Origin of the sequence: Dyadobacter jiangsuensis (assembly GCF_003014695.1) — a bacterium.
Classification (GTDB): Bacteria; Bacteroidota; Bacteroidia; order Cytophagales; family Spirosomataceae; genus Dyadobacter; species Dyadobacter jiangsuensis.
The window spans coordinates 129,287-146,915 of the sequence record NZ_PYAS01000001.1 but is presented as its reverse complement, the minus strand read 5'-3'; the positions used below and the strand labels follow the sequence as shown (position 1 = coordinate 146,915).

At 52.7% G+C, this 17,629-nt stretch carries 11 protein-coding genes; 10 read left to right on the top strand and 1 reads right to left on the bottom strand.

Annotation, left to right across the window (positions count from 1 at the left end; genetic code table 11):
- Window positions 1-98 precede the first annotated feature (98 nt).
- The 9 genes from CLV60_RS00535 (at window position 99) to CLV60_RS00495 (ending at window position 14,473) form a co-directional block, all read left to right on the top strand.
- On the top strand, window positions 99-599 hold the full coding sequence (locus tag CLV60_RS00535; RefSeq protein WP_106593440.1) for a hypothetical protein: 501 nt from the start codon (window positions 99-101) through the stop codon (window positions 597-599).
- 158 nt (window positions 600-757) lie between these two features.
- Window positions 758-1,237 carry an RNA polymerase sigma factor gene (locus CLV60_RS00530; RefSeq protein ID WP_146151497.1) on the top strand — a complete coding sequence of 160 codons (480 nt, stop codon included), beginning with the start codon at window positions 758-760 and terminating at the stop codon, window positions 1,235-1,237.
- Between the two features lies 1 nt (window position 1,238).
- Window positions 1,239-2,453 carry a porin family protein gene (locus tag CLV60_RS00525; RefSeq protein WP_106593438.1) on the top strand — a complete coding sequence of 405 codons (1,215 nt, stop codon included), beginning with the start codon at window positions 1,239-1,241 and terminating at the stop codon, window positions 2,451-2,453.
- A 50-nt stretch (window positions 2,454-2,503) separates the two neighbouring features.
- Window positions 2,504-3,151 (top strand): RNA polymerase sigma factor, encoded by a 648-nt coding sequence (locus tag CLV60_RS00520; protein WP_106593437.1) that lies wholly within the window; start codon window positions 2,504-2,506, stop codon window positions 3,149-3,151.
- A gap of 123 nt (window positions 3,152-3,274) precedes the next feature.
- Window positions 3,275-4,375, top strand: coding sequence for a FecR family protein (locus tag CLV60_RS00515; RefSeq protein ID WP_106593436.1), 1,101 nt, complete (start codon window positions 3,275-3,277; stop codon window positions 4,373-4,375).
- A 204-nt stretch (window positions 4,376-4,579) separates the two neighbouring features.
- On the top strand, window positions 4,580-7,966 hold the full coding sequence (locus CLV60_RS00510) for a TonB-dependent receptor (RefSeq protein ID WP_106593435.1): 3,387 nt from the start codon (window positions 4,580-4,582) through the stop codon (window positions 7,964-7,966).
- Between the two features lie 19 nt (window positions 7,967-7,985).
- Entirely contained in the window at window positions 7,986-9,599 is a 1,614-nt protein-coding gene (locus CLV60_RS00505; protein WP_170118672.1) for a RagB/SusD family nutrient uptake outer membrane protein, read from the top strand.
- Window positions 9,600-9,627: 28 nt separating this feature from the next.
- Window positions 9,628-13,551, top strand: a complete 3,924-nt coding sequence (locus tag CLV60_RS00500) for a PVC-type heme-binding CxxCH protein (RefSeq protein ID WP_106593433.1) — start codon at window positions 9,628-9,630, stop codon at window positions 13,549-13,551.
- Between the two features lies 1 nt (window position 13,552).
- Window positions 13,553-14,473 (top strand): alpha/beta hydrolase, encoded by a 921-nt coding sequence (locus CLV60_RS00495; protein ID WP_229210755.1) that lies wholly within the window; start codon window positions 13,553-13,555, stop codon window positions 14,471-14,473.
- A gap of 68 nt (window positions 14,474-14,541) precedes the next feature.
- Here the strand turns inward: CLV60_RS00495 and CLV60_RS00490 are convergent, their stop codons facing one another.
- Window positions 14,542-16,608 (bottom strand): tetratricopeptide repeat-containing sensor histidine kinase, encoded by a 2,067-nt coding sequence (locus CLV60_RS00490; RefSeq protein ID WP_106593432.1) that lies wholly within the window; start codon window positions 16,606-16,608, stop codon window positions 14,542-14,544.
- Window positions 16,609-16,825: 217 nt separating this feature from the next.
- Between CLV60_RS00490 and CLV60_RS00485 the strand changes: the two genes are divergently transcribed.
- On the top strand, window positions 16,826-17,449 hold the full coding sequence (locus CLV60_RS00485) for a helix-turn-helix transcriptional regulator (RefSeq protein WP_106593431.1): 624 nt from the start codon (window positions 16,826-16,828) through the stop codon (window positions 17,447-17,449).
- Window positions 17,450-17,629: the final 180 nt, after the last annotated feature.

Here is a 17,629-nt window from a genome sequence, read left to right as displayed (position 1 = left end):
ATCATCTTTCTCCTTTCCTTACACTTTTCTTTCTCACGGCAGTAGCGTTTCAACGCCTTTTTACGACTTCGGTAAAAACAACTTAATCTGTTAGCAAAATGAAAACAAATCTTTCAACGTGCGTCGCATTCCTGTTTCTGTTCGTACTCTCCGTTTCGTTTTCCTGCAACCGGGAAAACAACATTTCGCCTGATCCGCATGAGGGGCCATTGGTCCAGACCAATGGTGCCGAGTATAGCAAATTGATGGCTGGGCGAGAGGCCTTCGACGGCACGCCGTTTGAAATCACCAAGGTAACCAGAGAGGGCAACGCATTGAAAATAAATGTAACCGGCGGCGGCGGCATCGAGCATTACAAAATCGTTTGGGACGGCTCGCTCATGCTCTCTTACCCGATGCAGGCCCGGCTTGTGGTGGCATACGACACGCCCGACGGTGCGCAGGATGCGGCCATGCACGACTACACGCTCGAAGTGGATTTGCAAAAGTTATTTGGAAAAGAGATCAATCCGTCGGAGGTCGTTGTGCACATAGCCAATGGCTCCAAGAAACAAGACAAGGTGGATGATCCCAACGGAAGCACTTCCAATCCAAAGTAACCTGGCGTCCTTTTCAATCACTTCATCCCCTGTTGGCCCCGGCACGTCCGGGGTTTACAACGTTATCTCTTATTGTGGAATGGCTATCTGATTGTACAACAAATGAAAAGCATTGGATTGAGCGCTGCGCCAAACGAGATCCCAAAGCACAGCAATGGGTGTTCAGACATTTTTTTGGCCTGGCAATGGGAATAAGCATCCGGTACCTTCCCAGCCATGCGGTCGCCCAGGAAGCTGTCAATGATTCGTTCCTCAAAATATTCGACCAGCTGCCCCGGCAACTGGCAGGCCTGCATTCCCTTAAAGCGTGGATGCGGGCAATCGTTGTGCGTACCGCCATCGACTATTTTAGAAAAGAACGTAAAAATCACCTCGCCACAAGTCTGGACGCTCACCACGACAGCTACGCAGCCACCGACGAGATCACCGACGGCCAGTCGGTGGAAGAAATACTGCGGCTGCTCGACAAGCTACCACCCATGTGGAAGGTTGTATTCAATCTGTATGAGGTAGAAGGTTACAGCCACGAAGAAATCGGGAAAATGCTGGATATCTCGACTTCTTCATCGAGGGTATACCTTGCCAGAGGTAAAGAGTTCCTGCGTAAAATGATAACGATTCAAAACGGTAGCCATTAAGATGTCGGATCAGGAACCCGTAGGCAAAAGAATGCTCGGTCAGCTTCGCGACCATACCGAACCCTATCGGCCGGAGGCATGGGAACATTTTGAAATGTTCCGTGCTGCCAAAAGCCGCAAGAGACGGACGGCGTTTTATTGGCTCAGCGCGGCGGCCTTGCTGGTAATCTTTGGCACCGCCTTGCTGACAAAACATGTCCCGGACCAGGGTATACCGGCGAAACCTCCCGTTGCGCAAAAACACACGAATGGCAGGCAAGCAAACCGGGAGGAAACCGCCGCGGCCAATGCAACCGCCGCACCCACAGCGCCGGAAGTAGCAGCTCCTCAGCAAGCGGCTGCCACGAAACAAACACTTTCAAAACACGAAAACCGGAAGACCAGCCGGGGCAACATCGGGGCCGCGAGGGACGAACGGCAGACGGAATATCCAGCCCCTGCGGCAGATTATGATCGGAAGCGCAGCAATTTCAACCCGGGCCCGCTGCCGTCGCGCCCATTCAATTCTCCCATTCTCCATTTCAGCCAATTGCGCATTTCCTTGCCGCAGCAGCCGATGCAGGTCCCGCCGCAACCTGCCCGACCGATTCGCTGGGGTATCGCCGTTTCACCGCAATCGAACCGCGCTGCGCATACCGACCGGGAGCTGAACTACGGCCTTGGCGGTGCATTGCTCGTGCCCTTATCCGGCAAAATCGCATTGGCGGCGGGTATTTCGGGTAGTAAACAATCACTGACCGTCGAAGCCCCGGAGCGCCTGGTTGCCGCCGAAGGGTCAGCACAATTGCAGCACGTTCGTTATCAATGGCTTAACCTGGAAATCCCTTTACAAATCCAATACAAACTAAGAACTTTCAAAAGCCTCGGACTCACCGCCTCGGGAGGAATTGCCCTGCAAAGCACTATCGGGCAACAGGCAGACTACCTTTATAAAACCCGGCGGACGATTGCGACCTACGCAGAAACCGGTGGTGGGCCGGTACTCGTTTCCACCCAAACCATCGAAGAACTCAGCTCGGTCACCGAAAACGACAAAAAGCGTACGTGGGCCATGGGGAGCCCGCTTTATTTCGGGCTGGGAATCAGCTATCAGCGCCCAAAGATCGCCATCGAAATTGAGCCATACATCAAATACCCGCTCGGCACAAGCACCGCGCAGCGACTAAACCTCACCACCATAGGCATCCAACTGCGGCTCATGATGGGTAAACAGTAGAAAAATCCTTCTGCGGACTTCGGTTGACAGAAGCTTCAACGAAATCGCAGATGAAGAAATCAACGCCTATACCCGTAGATGAGCCATTGTTAGCTGACCTATGGAACCGTTTCCGCGAAAATGACGAGCAGGCGTTCGATGAGCTGGCCAGGCGGAGGTACCGGCTGCTGTTCAACTACGCGACCAGGTTTACGAAAGACACCGAGCTGATCAAAGATTGTATCCAGGACCTGTTTCTGGAACTGTGGTACCGCAGGACCCGCCTCGCCGACACTCCTTACGTCACGGTTTACCTCATTTGCGCATTGCGTAACAACCTCTTGCGAAAACTGAAAGTAAATACGCGCCTCGACGATTCGGTCGATTTGGCAGCTAGTTGCGATGTTTTCACGGATAATCTCACGGTCGAAACAATGCTGATCAGCTCCGAGTCCATGTCGCAAAACGAGCGGGAGATCCGCAATGCGATCAACCGGCTGCCCAGGCGCCAGCAGGAAGTGATCTTTCTTAAATTTTATGAAGGATTGTCCAACGAAGAGATTGCCAAAGTAATGGACATTGAAAAACAGACGGTTGCGAATTTCATCTACCGGGCAATCAATCAGCTGAAAAACGACCTTCCTTCATTTTCACAAATCATTCCCCAGATTATCTTTCTGTTTCTCTCGTCCCAACCATTCGACTTACAATCCTGCTAATAAGCCGTTTAAATCCATTCATCTCATTTAAATAAAATTATTTCTAAAATTTTTATCATAAAAAGGGTATCAGCTTCCCGGGGTGTACTATTTCAATGTAGATAGTTCACTGAAACCGGAAAAATGCAGGATTACGCTCAATACGATATCAAGGATTTCCTGGCAGACGAGGCTTTTTGCAGGTGGGTGCTTCGTCAGCAGCCGGCAGATAATGCTTTTTGGGAAAACTGGCTGCGCAACAATCCGCAGCGCGCGGCGATCGTCTCGAAAGCCAAAACGCTGATTTCAGAAATTCACCACGCGCAGAACTATCTGAGCGAAGAGGAATTGGAAATGGAATTGCAGCGCCTCTCGGCTGCCCGAAAATCGGCGACCCAGTATCCGGAACACAAGGAATCCACGCGACGCTGGCTTCGCCCGGTCTGGCTGGGAGGAGGCGCATTGGTCTGCATGCTGGTCTTGTTTTTGCTCTTCGGCAACCCGCTGACCAGGCCGGCCGGCCCACGTACCGCACACGGGCCCGATAGCGCACACAAAACCGACCAATGGGTAGAAGTCGCCCATGACGGCGGCGGAACGAGGTTGGTTTCTCTTCCAGACGGCAGTACGGTCCGACTTTCAGGCAAAACCAGGATCAGCTACCCGGCTGCGTTCGTCAAAGCCGAACGCGAGGTACGGCTGAACGGCGAGGCGTTTTTTGAAGTGATCAAAAATCCGGAGAGCCCGTTTAAAGTCTACACGAGCGATATTGTTACCACCGTTTTGGGTACGAGCTTCACGGTGAAGGCCTTTGATGGTGATAAGGATGTGCGGGTGGTGGTAAAAACGGGGAAAGTGACCGTAGCCGCAAACACAGCTCGCGACGAAACCCGCGAGCCCGAAAAGAACGAGCTGGTCCTCCTACCCAATCAGCAGGTCGTATACCATCGCGAAGAGCAGAAAATGAAACGATCGCTCATCGAAAACCCTGCGCCGGTCGGGCAGCCCGTTGCCGCCAACCTGGTTTTCGAGAATGCGCCGGTTGCCCGGGTTTTCGAATCGCTGCAAAAGCAATATGAAGTCCAGATCATTTACGATGCCGACCTGCTGGCCGGGTGCCAGCTCACCGCCGAACTCGGCCAGGAACCGCTGTTCGAAAAGCTGGCGATGATATGCAAGGCCATTCAGGCACGCTATGAGCTGATCGACGGACAGATCATCATCCACGGAAGCTCCTGCCATTAAGCAATCCCTTTCCCTACCCTTAACCCAACGCTCATGATCCCATCCGGCCATCCGCCCTGATAAAAGCCAAACAAGCCGACGATGCTGTAACATCCCCGGCTTGTCCTGATTCCCCGTCTGATTGCTGCCAGTAGTCCGGTTCGTCAAAACCGGAGCAGGGAACCTTTGTATCTCATTTTTTCAAAAAAGCATACATACAAATCTATGAAAATTAATACGAAACCGATCAGGATTTTACTCCAAATCATGCGCATATCAATGTATCAGCTGATCCTGTCAATCCTGTGCACCTCACTGGTTGTAGCCAATGACAGCCGGGCCCAGGAATTATTGAACCGGCGGATTTCACTGGACCTGGACGATGAAAAAGTGAGTTTGGCGCTCCGGCAGATCGGCCGCCAGGCTACCGTGCGTTTCATGTACAGCCCACAGGTGATCCCCGCAGAGCGTAAGGTCACATTGCATGTTCAGAATGAGCCGCTGAGTACGGTTCTTGAGACGCTTTTCAAGCCGCTGGGTATCTCCTATGAAGTGTCTGGCAATCAGTTGGTACTCAGCATTTCTGTCGATCCAAAACCTGCCGTTCAGCAGCCGGAAGTGGAACAGCGCCCGGTCGACCGGAATATCCGGGGCTCCGTCAAAGATGAAAAAGGTTCACCCCTGCCCGGTGTGAGCATTGTGGTGAAAGGTACGCAGCGCGGCTCGCTGACCGACGCCGAAGGAAATTTCGAAGTGAGCATTCCCGACGGCGAGCGTACGATGATCTTTTCTTTCGTGGGTTACCTTAGCCAGGAAATGCCCGTCGGTAGCCAGAGCACAATGGATATTGTCCTGAAAGACGATTTGAAAGCATTGCAAGAGGTGGTGGTAGTCGGCTACGGCACCCAAAAGAAGGTGAACCTCACCGGCTCTGTGGCTTCTGTGGAAGGCAAGGAGCTGCTCAAAACACCCGCTACCAATATTACCAATTCGCTGATCGGCCGGTTGCCGGGGCTCATTGCCGTAAACGGGAACGGAAAACCGGGGGCTGGCTCGTCCATTTCCATCCGCGGGGCGAGCACGTTCGGCGACAACAGCGCATTGATCGTCGTCGACGGCATTATCCGGACCTTCGATCAGATCGACCCCAATGAAGTCGAAAGCATTTCCATTCTCAAAGACGCTTCCGCGACGGCCGTTTACGGGTCAAGAGCGGCCAATGGCGTGATCCTCGTCACCACCAGGCGCGGCGCCACGGGCAAGCCGACCTTCCATTACAATGGCTTCGCGGGCATCCAGCAGCCCACGCAATACCCGCGTGTGATGAATGCCTATGAGTATGCCGTTACCAAAAACAAGGCCGTACAGAACCTGGGCAAGCCCATTCAGTACTCCGACCAGGAGCTGGAAGATATCCGCACCGGCGTGCTTCCGGAATATGACTGGTACGGCAATACGCTGAAAAAACAATCCTTCCAAACGCAGCAGAACCTCAGCGTCAGCGGCGGGTCCGACGCGATCCGGTACTTCCTCTCGCTGGGCTACCTCGATCAGGACGGGATGTACGACCGCATTAATTTCCAGCGCTATTCGATCCGCACCAATGTAGACGCCAAAATCAATAAGAACTTCACCATATCCGCCGATATCGACGCCAGCAACCGCAATACCAACCAAAGCGGCTACTCGCCCGAATCGATTTTCGACGACATCGTAGCTGCCTACCCGCTCGACAAAGCCTACAACCCCGACGGTACCATCTTCTACACCCGCGAGCAGCACCCGGTGGAGGAGATCAAAACCGGCTACAACCGCATGCGTAACAACATTTTGCAGGCTACGCTCACCGTTAAGCATGATCTGCCTTTTGTAAAAGGGCTCTCTGTGACGGGTCGTGCGTCGTTCGGCCGCGAGTATTCCAACAACAAGCATTATAATGTCCCCATTTTCATGAACCGCCAGGATGCCGACGGTAATACGCTGGAAATCTATCCCTATGGCGGCTGGAATGGCAAAACGGCATTGACGCAATCGTTCAGCGAGTATAACACGACCACGCTCAATGCCTCGCTCAACTATTCGCGCAGCTTCGGCCCGCACGAGGTAGGCGGCCTGCTCCTCTTCGAGCAGCTCGATGCCAAAGGCAATAACTTTTACGGCTTCCGTACCAATTTTCCCGCCCAGGGGCTCGACGAATTCCTGTACGGCGGCGAAAGCCAGAAAGACGCGAACGGCGGATCATTTACCGATGGTCGGCGTGGGGCCATCGTGCGGGTCAATTACAGCTTCCAGCAGCGCTATCTGTTCGAAGCCTCGTTTAGAAGGGACGGCTCCGTGGCATTTCCCGAATCCAAAAAGTACGGCTTCTTCCCGGCCGTTTCTGCCGGCTGGCGCATCATTGAAGAACCCTTCCTGAAAGACGCGGCAGGACTGGCATTCGTCGACAATCTGAAACTTCGCGCTTCGTATGGTATGGTCGGCAACGACCGCAATGTATACACGGGCTATCTGCTTCGTAATCCTACCTTCCAGTATGCGCAGGTTTACAATCCGTCGGGCACAATTGTCTCGGGCGCGGAAGGACTATCCAGCATCGCGCCGGGCATTCTGCCGAACCCGAACGTTACCTGGGAAACGGCGGCCATCACCGATATTGGCCTGGAAGGTTCGTTGTGGAAAGGCAAGCTGCAATTCGAGGTCGATGTATTTTACAAAAGAACCTCCAACATCCTGCGCACGCGCATCCGCTCGATACCGGGCACGCTGGGTGCTCAGCTGCCGGCAGAAAACTATGCCAAGGTGGACAACAAAGGTATTGAGCTGATGCTGAGCCACCAGAACAGCATCCAGGCATTGAAATACTTTATCAAACTGAATGGCAGCTTCTCCCAGAACAAGGTGATCACGCTCGACGAGCCGGCCAATACACCCGATTACCTGCTGCAAACCGGCCGACCGCTGGGCTTCATTACCGGCTACAAGGCATTGGGATTCTTCCAGACGGACGAAGAAGTGGGCCAATACCTGCCGCAGTTTAATGGCGGACAAAAAGCCGGCGACGTTAAATACGCCGATATCAACGGCGACCAGAAAGTGGACGCGAACGACCTGACCATCATATCGATGGACAACAATGTCCCGAAAATAATCGGCGGATTGTCATTTGGAGGTTCATTGAAAGGCTTCGATCTGAATGTACTTTTCCAGGCAGCCGGACGTGTACGGCAGGTGCTTTACGGCGCAGCCCGCGACTTTTTCCAGGGCGGCTCACGCAATACGTACGTGGACCTGCTGGATCACTGGTCGCCGGAGAATCGTGACGCATTGTATCCGAGACCCTGGGAGGGCCCCAATCCGAACAACTCCCTGACATCCAGCCTGTACTTGCGCAATTCGAGCTACATCCGGTTGAGATCGGTTGATTTCGGCTACACGCTGCCGTCGGATCTGGTCAAACGAATAGGCGTGGGTAATGTGCGGGTTTATTTCTCGGGAGCCAACCTTTTCGTATGGTCGAAAATGAAGATGTTCGACCCCGAGATCGAGAACACCACCGGGACCTACTACCCGCAGCAGCGCACGCTGAACCTGGGCCTGAACCTAACTTTCTAATCAGTTAATGTTTACAGTCATGACAAAAATATTTGCCAAAACACTGCTGGTTGTAACGATCCTTATGACCACCGCCTGTAATAAAGATTTCCTGGACCGCCAGGCCACCAGCTCCATCCCCGAGGAGAATGTCTTCCAGGACCCGGCGCTGATCCAGCTTTTTGTCAACAATATGTACCTCGACGTCCCGGCCTTCGAGCGCAACCTTTACGATAACATCACCGACGAATCGCGCTGCTACTGGGGCGGCGGCCCGCGGAATGTGGTGCAGGGCCAATGGTTCCCGGACAATAACCCGATGGAATACTGGGCTTACGGGCCGGTGCGAAAAACAAATATGTTTTTGGACAAAATCGACGCGGCGAATATCGACGACGAACAAAAAACGAGCTTCAAGGGACAGGTAAAATTCCTGCGGGCGATGCTCTATTTCAATATGATCAAACGCTATGGCGGCGTACCCATCATTACCGAACCGCAAGGGCTCGACGACGACCTTTTCGTCGCGAAGCAAACCACCGACGAGAGCTTCGACTTCGTGGTGAAAGAACTGGAAGAAGCCGTTACACTTTTGCCGGAAACGCATGGAAGCAGGGGCGTCGATGTGGGTAAGGCCAATAAGCATTCGGCGAAGGCATTCCTGGGCCGCGTGCTCACCTATTGGGCGAGTACATTATACAATCCGGCGGGCGACGCGGCACGGTGGCAAAAGGCCGCGAAGGTCAATAAGGAAGTGATGGAAGCGGGCAACTACAAGCTGCACAGTAATTTCCGGAACATTATGCTCGACAAAAATAATGAGGAGGAGATTTTCAGTGTACAGTTTCAGAAACCGTTCCGTGAGCATGGCTGGGACTCCTGGGGCCAGCCCGATTCGCAATCCAAGCAGGACGCCGTGAACCGCAGCCCGGTGCAGGAATTTATCGACGCATTTGAAATGAAGAATGGAAAAGCGATCAACGAGACGGGCTCCGGTTACGACCCGGCATATCCTTACAAAAACCGCGACCCACGATTCGACGCGACGGTACTGTACAACGGCGCCACGTTTTTCGGCTCAGCCATTTATATGTACGAAGGCGCCCCGATTGACGGCATTAACCTGCCCTACGCGACCATCACAGGCTACCTGATCCGGAAAGGTATGAACGAAACCAACAAAGACTATTACGGCGGGGCCGGCAGCGACCAGAACTGGACCGAGCTGCGCTACGCGGAGGTGCTTCTGAACTACGCCGAAGCGCAAAACGAGGCGCTGAATGCTCCCGACGCCTCTGTGTATGCGGCCGTGGAAGCGGTGCGCCAGCGGGCAGGGCTGGCCCCCTACCAGTTGCCGGCCGGCCTTTCCAAAGCGCAAATGCGTGAGCGAATCCGCCACGAAAGGTATATCGAGCTCAGCTTCGAAGGCAAACGCTACTGGGACCTCCGGCGCTGGAAGATCGCCGGAGAAGTGCTGAACGGCAAGCAGTTTCACGCAATGTACATCACCAAAAATGCCAATGGCACTTACACCTATAATCCCAAACCCGTGGACGGCATTCCCTACGTTTTTCAGGAAAAAATGTACTTCATGCCTATTCCGCAGCGCGAGATCGAGAAAAACCCGAAACTGAAACAAAACAACGGCTGGTAATAGTTAACAGCCATTTACCGCATTTCCTATGAAGTTCACATTTCAGCATTTGCTCCCGGCTTTCCTATTGCTGTCGGTCATTTTTGCGGCACCGGCGGCCGGACAGGCGCCTAATCCCGGTTTTGCACCAAAAACAGGTGACCGCATCATTCTGCTTGGCAATACCTTCGCCGACCGGATGCGGCATTACGGGTATTTCGAAACATTGCTCCAAAAAAGCTTCCCCGACTGGCAGCTCACCCTCCGCAACATGGGATGGAGTGCCGATGAGGTGAGCTTACAGCCGCGGCCGCTGAACTTTCCCGGGTTCGGGGAAAAGACGAAGCGGCTTACCGAAGGGCAAAAGGAAGTAAAGTTCCAGGGTTTCACGCACGAGGGCGAGCGGATCGTGATGCCGGTGGCGCTGAATTTCGAAGGTTTGAACCAGGACCTGCACGATCAGAAGGCAGACATTATTTTTCTATGCTTTGGCATGAACGAGGCATTCAAAGGGCCTGCGGGCTTGCCGCAGTTTGAAAAAGACCTCGATGTGTTTATCAAAAATCTGCAAAACAACCGGTACAATGGCCGCTCCGCCCCTGCCCTCGTGCTTGTGTCGCCGATCGCGCACGAGGCCATGGGCGAGCATTTCCCCAACCCGGCTGAGCACAACAAAAACCTGGCACTGTATACCAAATCCATGCAGAAAGCGGCGTCTGCGAAAGGGATTTTCTTCATTGACCTCTATACGCCGTCGCTTGCCGGTATGCAGCAAAAAGGCCGGCCAAAGCTGACTATCAACGGCATTCACCTCACCGATGCGGGTTACAAACAGGCGGCCGAGTGGATGGCCCGGTCGCTGGGGTTCGGAAAAATGCCTGACTGGAACACGGAAAACAGCAGGAAGCTGCTGGCAGTGATCAAAATGAAGGACGACCACTTCTTTTACCGCTGGCGCGCTGTGAACGGCGAGTACATCTACGGCCGCAGAAGGGAGCCCTTCGGCGTGATCGCATTCCCGCCGGAACTCCGCAAACTGAACCAGATGACCGCCTCCCTGGATTCGGTGATCTGGGAAATGGGGAAAAGCCATGACGCTGCGGCCTTTCCGAAAGCCATTGAAATCGTGGACCGCCGCGGAAAGCCCGTGGATCCGATGCTGACGCCCGACATACCGATGACCGGCCGCCAGGGTGAAGCAGCCAAAGCGGCCGCACATGCCCACCACGAGAAAATGTGGCCCGCTACCACCGACAAGTTCAAACTGCCCGACGGCTACCAGATCAACCTGTTTGCCTCCGAAAAGGATTTCCCGATCGAAAAGCCCGTGGCGATGAATTTCGACGCCCGCGGCAGGCTATGGGTGGCCACGATGCCTACTTATCCGCAATATTTCCCCGGCATTCCGGTGCACGACAAGATCGTGATCCTCGAAGACACCGATGCCGACGGCAAGGCCGACAAGCACACCGTTTTTGCGGACGACCTGTATCTGCCCCTTGGCTTCGAGTTTGGTGATGGCGGCGTGTACGTGTCACAGGAGCCGGATATCCTTTTTCTGAAAGATACCGACGGCGACGACAAGGCCGATGTCCGTGAAGTCGTCCTGACCGGTTTCGGCTCGGAAGACAGCCACCATGCCACGCACGCATTCACTTTCGGGCAGGACGGTGCATTGTATTTCAATGAAGGCACGTTCCTGAATTCTCAGGTCGAAACGCCGTACGGGCCCATACGCTCCTACGCGGGCGCGACGTATCGCTACGAGCCTCGCACAGCCAGGCTCACGCATTACATTTCCTACCCCTATTACAACCCCTGGGGCAGTATTTTCGATAAATGGGGCACCCACCTGATCGGCGACGCTTCCGACGGCTCCAACTATTTTGCTCCGCCCATGACCGGCAATGTCACCTATCCCGACAAGCATCCGCGCATTGAAATGTTCACCGAGACGCGTGTACGACCGACCGCGGGTATCGAAATCGTGTCGAGCAGGCAATTTCCAGACGACGTACAGGGTAACTTTTTGGTTAACAACAACATTGGCTTTCAGGGTACGAAACAGCACCGCATCATCCCGCGCGGCTCGGGCATCGGCAGCAAGGAGGTGGAGGCCATTCTGCAATCGGAAGACCCCAATTTCCGCCCGATCGATATTGAGTTCGGACCGGATGGCGGTCTGTATATCGTCGACTGGTACAACCCACTCATTTCCCATGGCGAAAACCCGCCGCGAGATCCCGCCCGCGATAAATCGCACGGCCGGGTGTGGAGGATCACTTATAAAGGAAAACCCGCGCTGAAAGTAGTCGACGTATCGGGCCAGAGTGTGCCGCAACTCCTCGAAAACCTCAAAGTATATGAGGATCGTTTCCGGTACCGCTCGCGTGGGCAAATCCGTGCAAAACAAGCCTCGGAAGTACTGCCGGAGTTAAAAAAATGGGTTGCAGGTTTGGACCCAAAAGACCCGCAGTACGAACATGATTTACTCGAAGGATTGTGGCTCTTTCAGGATTTCGATGTGGTGGAACCCGGCATCCTAAAAATCTTGCTCCATGCAAAAGAACCCCAGGCCCGTGCTGCCGCCACGAAAGTGCTGCTACATTGGCGCCACCGCATTCCCGGCTCGCTGGAACTGATGCGTGAACAGCTGAACGATCCGTCGCCCCGCGTCCGGATCGAGGCGATCGTCGCATTGAGCCATTTCAATTCGGAACAAGCAGTGACAGCCGCTACGGACATTTTCCAGTATCCGAGCGACTATTACATGGATTACGCCATGCACGAAACGTTTCGGTTTCTGAAACCGATCTGGCTGGGTGGCATGAAGCAAGGCAAGAGCTTTGGTAAAAACACGAAGCAAGCGCAGCGGTACTTGCTCACACTTGCCAACGCGCAGGAACTCGCCACATTGCCTCAGACGAACGAGGTACTCACCGCTACGCTGACCCGACCGGATGTCGACCCGACTAAAAAGACCGAAGCCGTAAACCGTCTCGCGAAAAACCAGCAGACCGGAAAGGTGAAAGTGCTTCTCAATGCCATTAAGGAGGAAGAAAAAACCAGAAAAACGAACCAGCCAGGCACAGCCCAACGGGAACTGGTCAAACTTCTGCTCGCCTCCGAACCAGCGGAATTGAAGGCCAGTGCGCCCGAACTCACCAGGCTGATCGACGCCGACACCAGCCAGGTCATGCAGGCCACCGGTATTGCGGCATTGATCATCGCGCGCCAGCCGGAACAAGCATTGCAAAAAGCCATTGGCGAAAAAACAGCCGCGTACCTGACAGGCATTTCAATGCTGCCGGATGCCGGCTTAAAGGCTTCTTACTTCCAGAAAGTAAAAGAACTCGCCCCCCGGGCTCCCGCAACCGCATACCCATTGCTGATGAAAATGACACTCGAAAGCGAAGCCAAAACGCAATCGACCAAGAGCCTGGTAGCCTCGCTGAAAACCGTGCCCGAAACGGTTCAGAACTCACCGGGATTTGCTGCGGCGGTGAATGCGATGAAAGGGATGGTGAATGCGGTCCCCGAAACAGACCGGAAAGAAGTACTATCCATGCTGGAAAACATGGGGACGATCGAAATCAGGCTGATAGCCGTTCAGGCGAAAATGGCTTTTGATAAAAAAGCAATCTCCGTACCGGCGGGAAGAGCGGTGACGCTCGTGTTCGAAAATCCCGACCTGATGCCGCATAATGTCGTCATTGTCAAACCCGGCACCGCCGAAAAAGTCGGTGAGGCGGCAGACGCTATGGCGAGCTTGAAAGACGGGTTCGAAAAGCATTTCGTACCCTCCACACCGGATGTTTTGTTCGCGACCCCGCTGGTCAATTCCGGGAAAACCTTCCGGCTGGAATTCAAAGCGCCTGCGCAGCCGGGTGAATATCCATTTATCTGTTCGTTCCCGGGGCACTGGCGCGTCATGCAGGGAGTACTCACAGTTACCGATGCCAAAATACCCTGAAATGCACAGATTAACACCGTATTTTATCGCGGCCGGAATCATGTTCCCCAGCGCATGTAGCGTCGCACAACGCTACATGCGCCTGTATCCCGGGCCCATTCCCAATGCCATCGAAGCACCCGATAGGGAAACTCTGGCCGCCAATGCGACCGTCGATTCGCTCACATCGCACGTCTCGATTCCCGGCCTGACTGTATTTTTACCGAAACAACCGAACGGAACCGCGGTCATCATTTGTCCGGGCGGCGGCTACGGCACATTACTCACCAAGCGCGAGGGGAGCGATGTGGCCAGGGCGTTCAACCAGCTGGGCATTACGGCATTTGTGCTCAAATACCGGCTACCCGACGCGCGGATCATGAAACAGACTGCTCTGGGTCCTATCCAGGACGCGCAGCAGGCGATCAAGACCGTCAGGGAACGCGCCAGGGAATTCGGCATTACGCCCGACAGGATCGGCATCATGGGTTTCTCGGCAGGAGGCCACCTGGCTTCCACTGCCGGAACGCATTTTAAAAACCGCTATATCGATGAACACGGAAAAACCAGCTTAAGACCTGATTTCATGATCCTGATCAACCCGGTGATCAGCTTCAACGATACCACCGGACATATCGGCTCACGCGACAACCTGCTGGGTAAAAACCCCTCCCCCGAGATGATCCGTTCGTTCTCAACCGAATTGCAGGTGACCCAAGCCACCCCGCCCGCATTCCTCAACCATTCGGGAGCAGACGTGGTCGTTCCGGTTGCCAACAGCATCTCATTTTACAACGCCCTGCAAAAAAATGGCGTGTGCGGTGCGCTGCACATCTATTCCAAAGGGGAACATGGGTTTCTCACCTATCCGCCGTTCCGGGTCTGGTTCGACGATCTGATTGAATGGATGCGTTCAGAAAATCTTTTGAGTAGCAGGAACTAGGTCGTTCTGGCGAACGAATCATAGAGTCAGTCAATCAACCTAGTGAGTAACAAGCATCTGCGATGGCATCAAAGGCCGGGGTGCTCCGCCGGGAAGCTGCCGCACGCGGCCAGCGGGAAAGTGCAGGCTATCACCGTTCCGCTGGGGTATTGGCTGCCGATGCTCAACGAGCCGCCAAGCGCTTCCATTCGTTTTTTCAGCGACAATAACCCCAGCGACTTCCTATATTGCCTGTTACCGACGCCTCTGCCGTTGTCTGAAATTTCCAGGATCAGGGTATTCATATCCACAAAAAATGTGATTTCAACCTGCGTGGCGTTTGCATGCCGTATGATATTGGTGATCGATTCTTTCAGGATGAGCAAGATAGTAGCTTTGCTATCGGCATTCAATTCGAATCCTCCCAGATCGCTCACCAGGCTGATTTCCATGTTGGTACCGAAGAAGAGAATATGTACCATGGCCTCGATCCGCTTTAAAAATCCCGCGGTCTGGTCCTCCCAGTACATCATATACGACCGCTGTCTGACCCGGTCATAGCTCTCCTTCAACATATTGAGGACCGTCAATGCCCGGAGTTTGGCGTCCTCGGTCACCGCCTGATTGGCCTTGATTTGCAGGTAACTGATACTCGCCGCAATAGATGCCGAAAAATCGTCGTGCAGGTCCTGCGCCAGCCGCTTTCTTTCAAACTCCCTGGCCTCTTCAATCTGCATGGCTTGCAGCTCGGTCATTCGTTCCACTTGCGCAATGAGCTTGCGGCTGCTCACCTTCCCGATGCGGTATCGGTAGTAAATCGTCACCGAAACGATAATCAGCATGAGCACAACCATGACTGCAATCCCCATATTCCGGTATTGCAGCGCCTGGAGTTTGCTGATCCGGTTTTCCTGTTCCCTGACACGGTAAATCTGCTCCAACTCAATGCTTCTGCCCCGAAGCTCCAGCCTGGCCTTTCGTTTGACGTAAGTCAGCAGATACCGCTGGTAGTTCGAAGCCGCCTTGTAATCGCCATCCAAAACAGACAAGCTGTAAAGGTCTTCCAGCATTCTGCCGATCACCGGGCTCCGGACCTTCGAAAAATTAAGCTGTTTCAATAGCTTTCTCCCCTCTTTTACATGGCGGGAATGGATGCTTCCCAGTGCCCTGTATGCAATCGCGTCTTGAAGCAGCCCCCTCAATTGCAGGTTGGGATAAATAGCTATGGCAGAGTCCACATGCGCAATGGATTGCGCATAACGCCCCTGATAATACCTGACGCCGGCAAGCGCCACATGCGATTCGGCCTCCATGGCGCCATTGTACTGGCGCGGGAACGACCCGATACTTTTATGCAGTCGCTGAATGCTGTCGACCAGAACCGGATTGTTTGTTTTCACGTAATCGAAAAAAAACGTTCGCTGCTTTCCGTAAAGACAATAGATTCGCTGACCGATGATCCAGGCCGCTGCCGGTTCATTCCGTATCACCTTCAAAGCTTCGTCGTAATTCCGGATGGCCATTTCCGGAAGTCCCAGGGTTTCCGATAAGTATCCCAGCGAAGAAAATGCGATCGAAATGCTCGAAGTGATAGCCTTTCCGGCCGCTATTTCCTTCGACTGCAGCAGGGCGTAATAGGCTTCCTTATGCTTGCGCTGAGCCATCAGAAAATGCGCCTTATACAGAAAGATATTAGGTAAGAAGTGCTCATTAAATATCGACTTTTCCGGAAAATTATTGATAAACACTTCGCAGTAGCGCAGGCCCATAGTCGCCTGTGCAGGAGGCAGAATCTCGTCCTCTTCCACCAAGGATTCGTCGACCTCCATCGCGCGTTCCGAAGAAAAGTACAGATAGCCGCATATGGTATGGACAAAATCACATTGCTCCCTGACGGTCCTTAACCGCCGGTAGCTACCCGCGTATCTGAAACAGAGTGAATCCGCTTCGTCGTAGTAAGAGGCCTTCCAGCCGGCATTCTTAAACCAATGTTTCAAGATCTTGTTTACCTCAGGAATTTTGAGATGGAGCCTGTCGGCCGGTTTAAGTGAATCAGGGAGATCTCTGTAAAGCCCGGTGCTGATTTGCGCGGACGAAACGACCGGAACAAAAAGCAGCAGCACAATAATGCGAAGTATACAGAGGATCAATCTCATAGATTCAAAAAAACTTAACGAGGGTTATCAAAATCGTCGAGTTACAGGCAGGATTCCCGACGATTAGCATGCAAGATACAACATGAAAAAAGCCGGAGTATCGATTTTCGAAAATACCTTTATGAAGGTATTTATTTCACTACACAATCCGGTAATTTCGCGCTCTGAATATACTATTCAATACAATAACCCGCCCGACTAAGCCCAACAGATTCATATGAAAAATGTCGTTATCCTGGAAGATCACAAAATGTTTGCGATGACTTTTACGCTTTTCCTTGAAGAGACCGGACAATTTCAATCGGTTCGAAATTTCGACGATCCGTTGGCACTCCTTAATCACCTGCAAACCATTCATTCGGAAGAACTTTATGTTTTTCTAGATTATTTTCTACCCGACACACAGATAGAAAATGTAATCAAAAAAATTAAAGACATATTTATTTCCAGTAAGATTATCATACTCACCAGCCTGGAAAGTCCGATCCTATTGAATCAGCTGCTAGCCTTAAACATTGGTGGTATTGTGAGCAAGATTGACAGCGTACAGGAGGTAATGCTATGCATAAAGAATTACGAAAAAGGAAAAATATACCTATCAACGACCATTCAGCAGATTTTCACCAAAAGCCGCAACAATCATCAGAAGATCGAACTAACGAAGAAAGAATTGGAGATCTTACAGCTTCTGGCAGCGGGAAAATCGGTAACAGAGATCGCTAACGAGCTCAATATCAGCAAGCATACAATCGTAACACATAGGAGAAATATATTAACCAAATCGGACTTCAACTCTATTTCAGATCTGATTATTTATATGATTAAAAATAAATTAATCTAGGATCCCATACTTCATTAAAAGAAGTGTTGATCAAAAACAAATCCAGGCTATTTTGCCAAATGCTTCTAATTAATACAAGCAACCATTCTATTTTAGAATAGAAAAAATATTCTCCCAAAACCTACTCTGTTTTTTTCAAAATATCGGGCAATTAATCATCTCGCAAATCGCAACTACGAT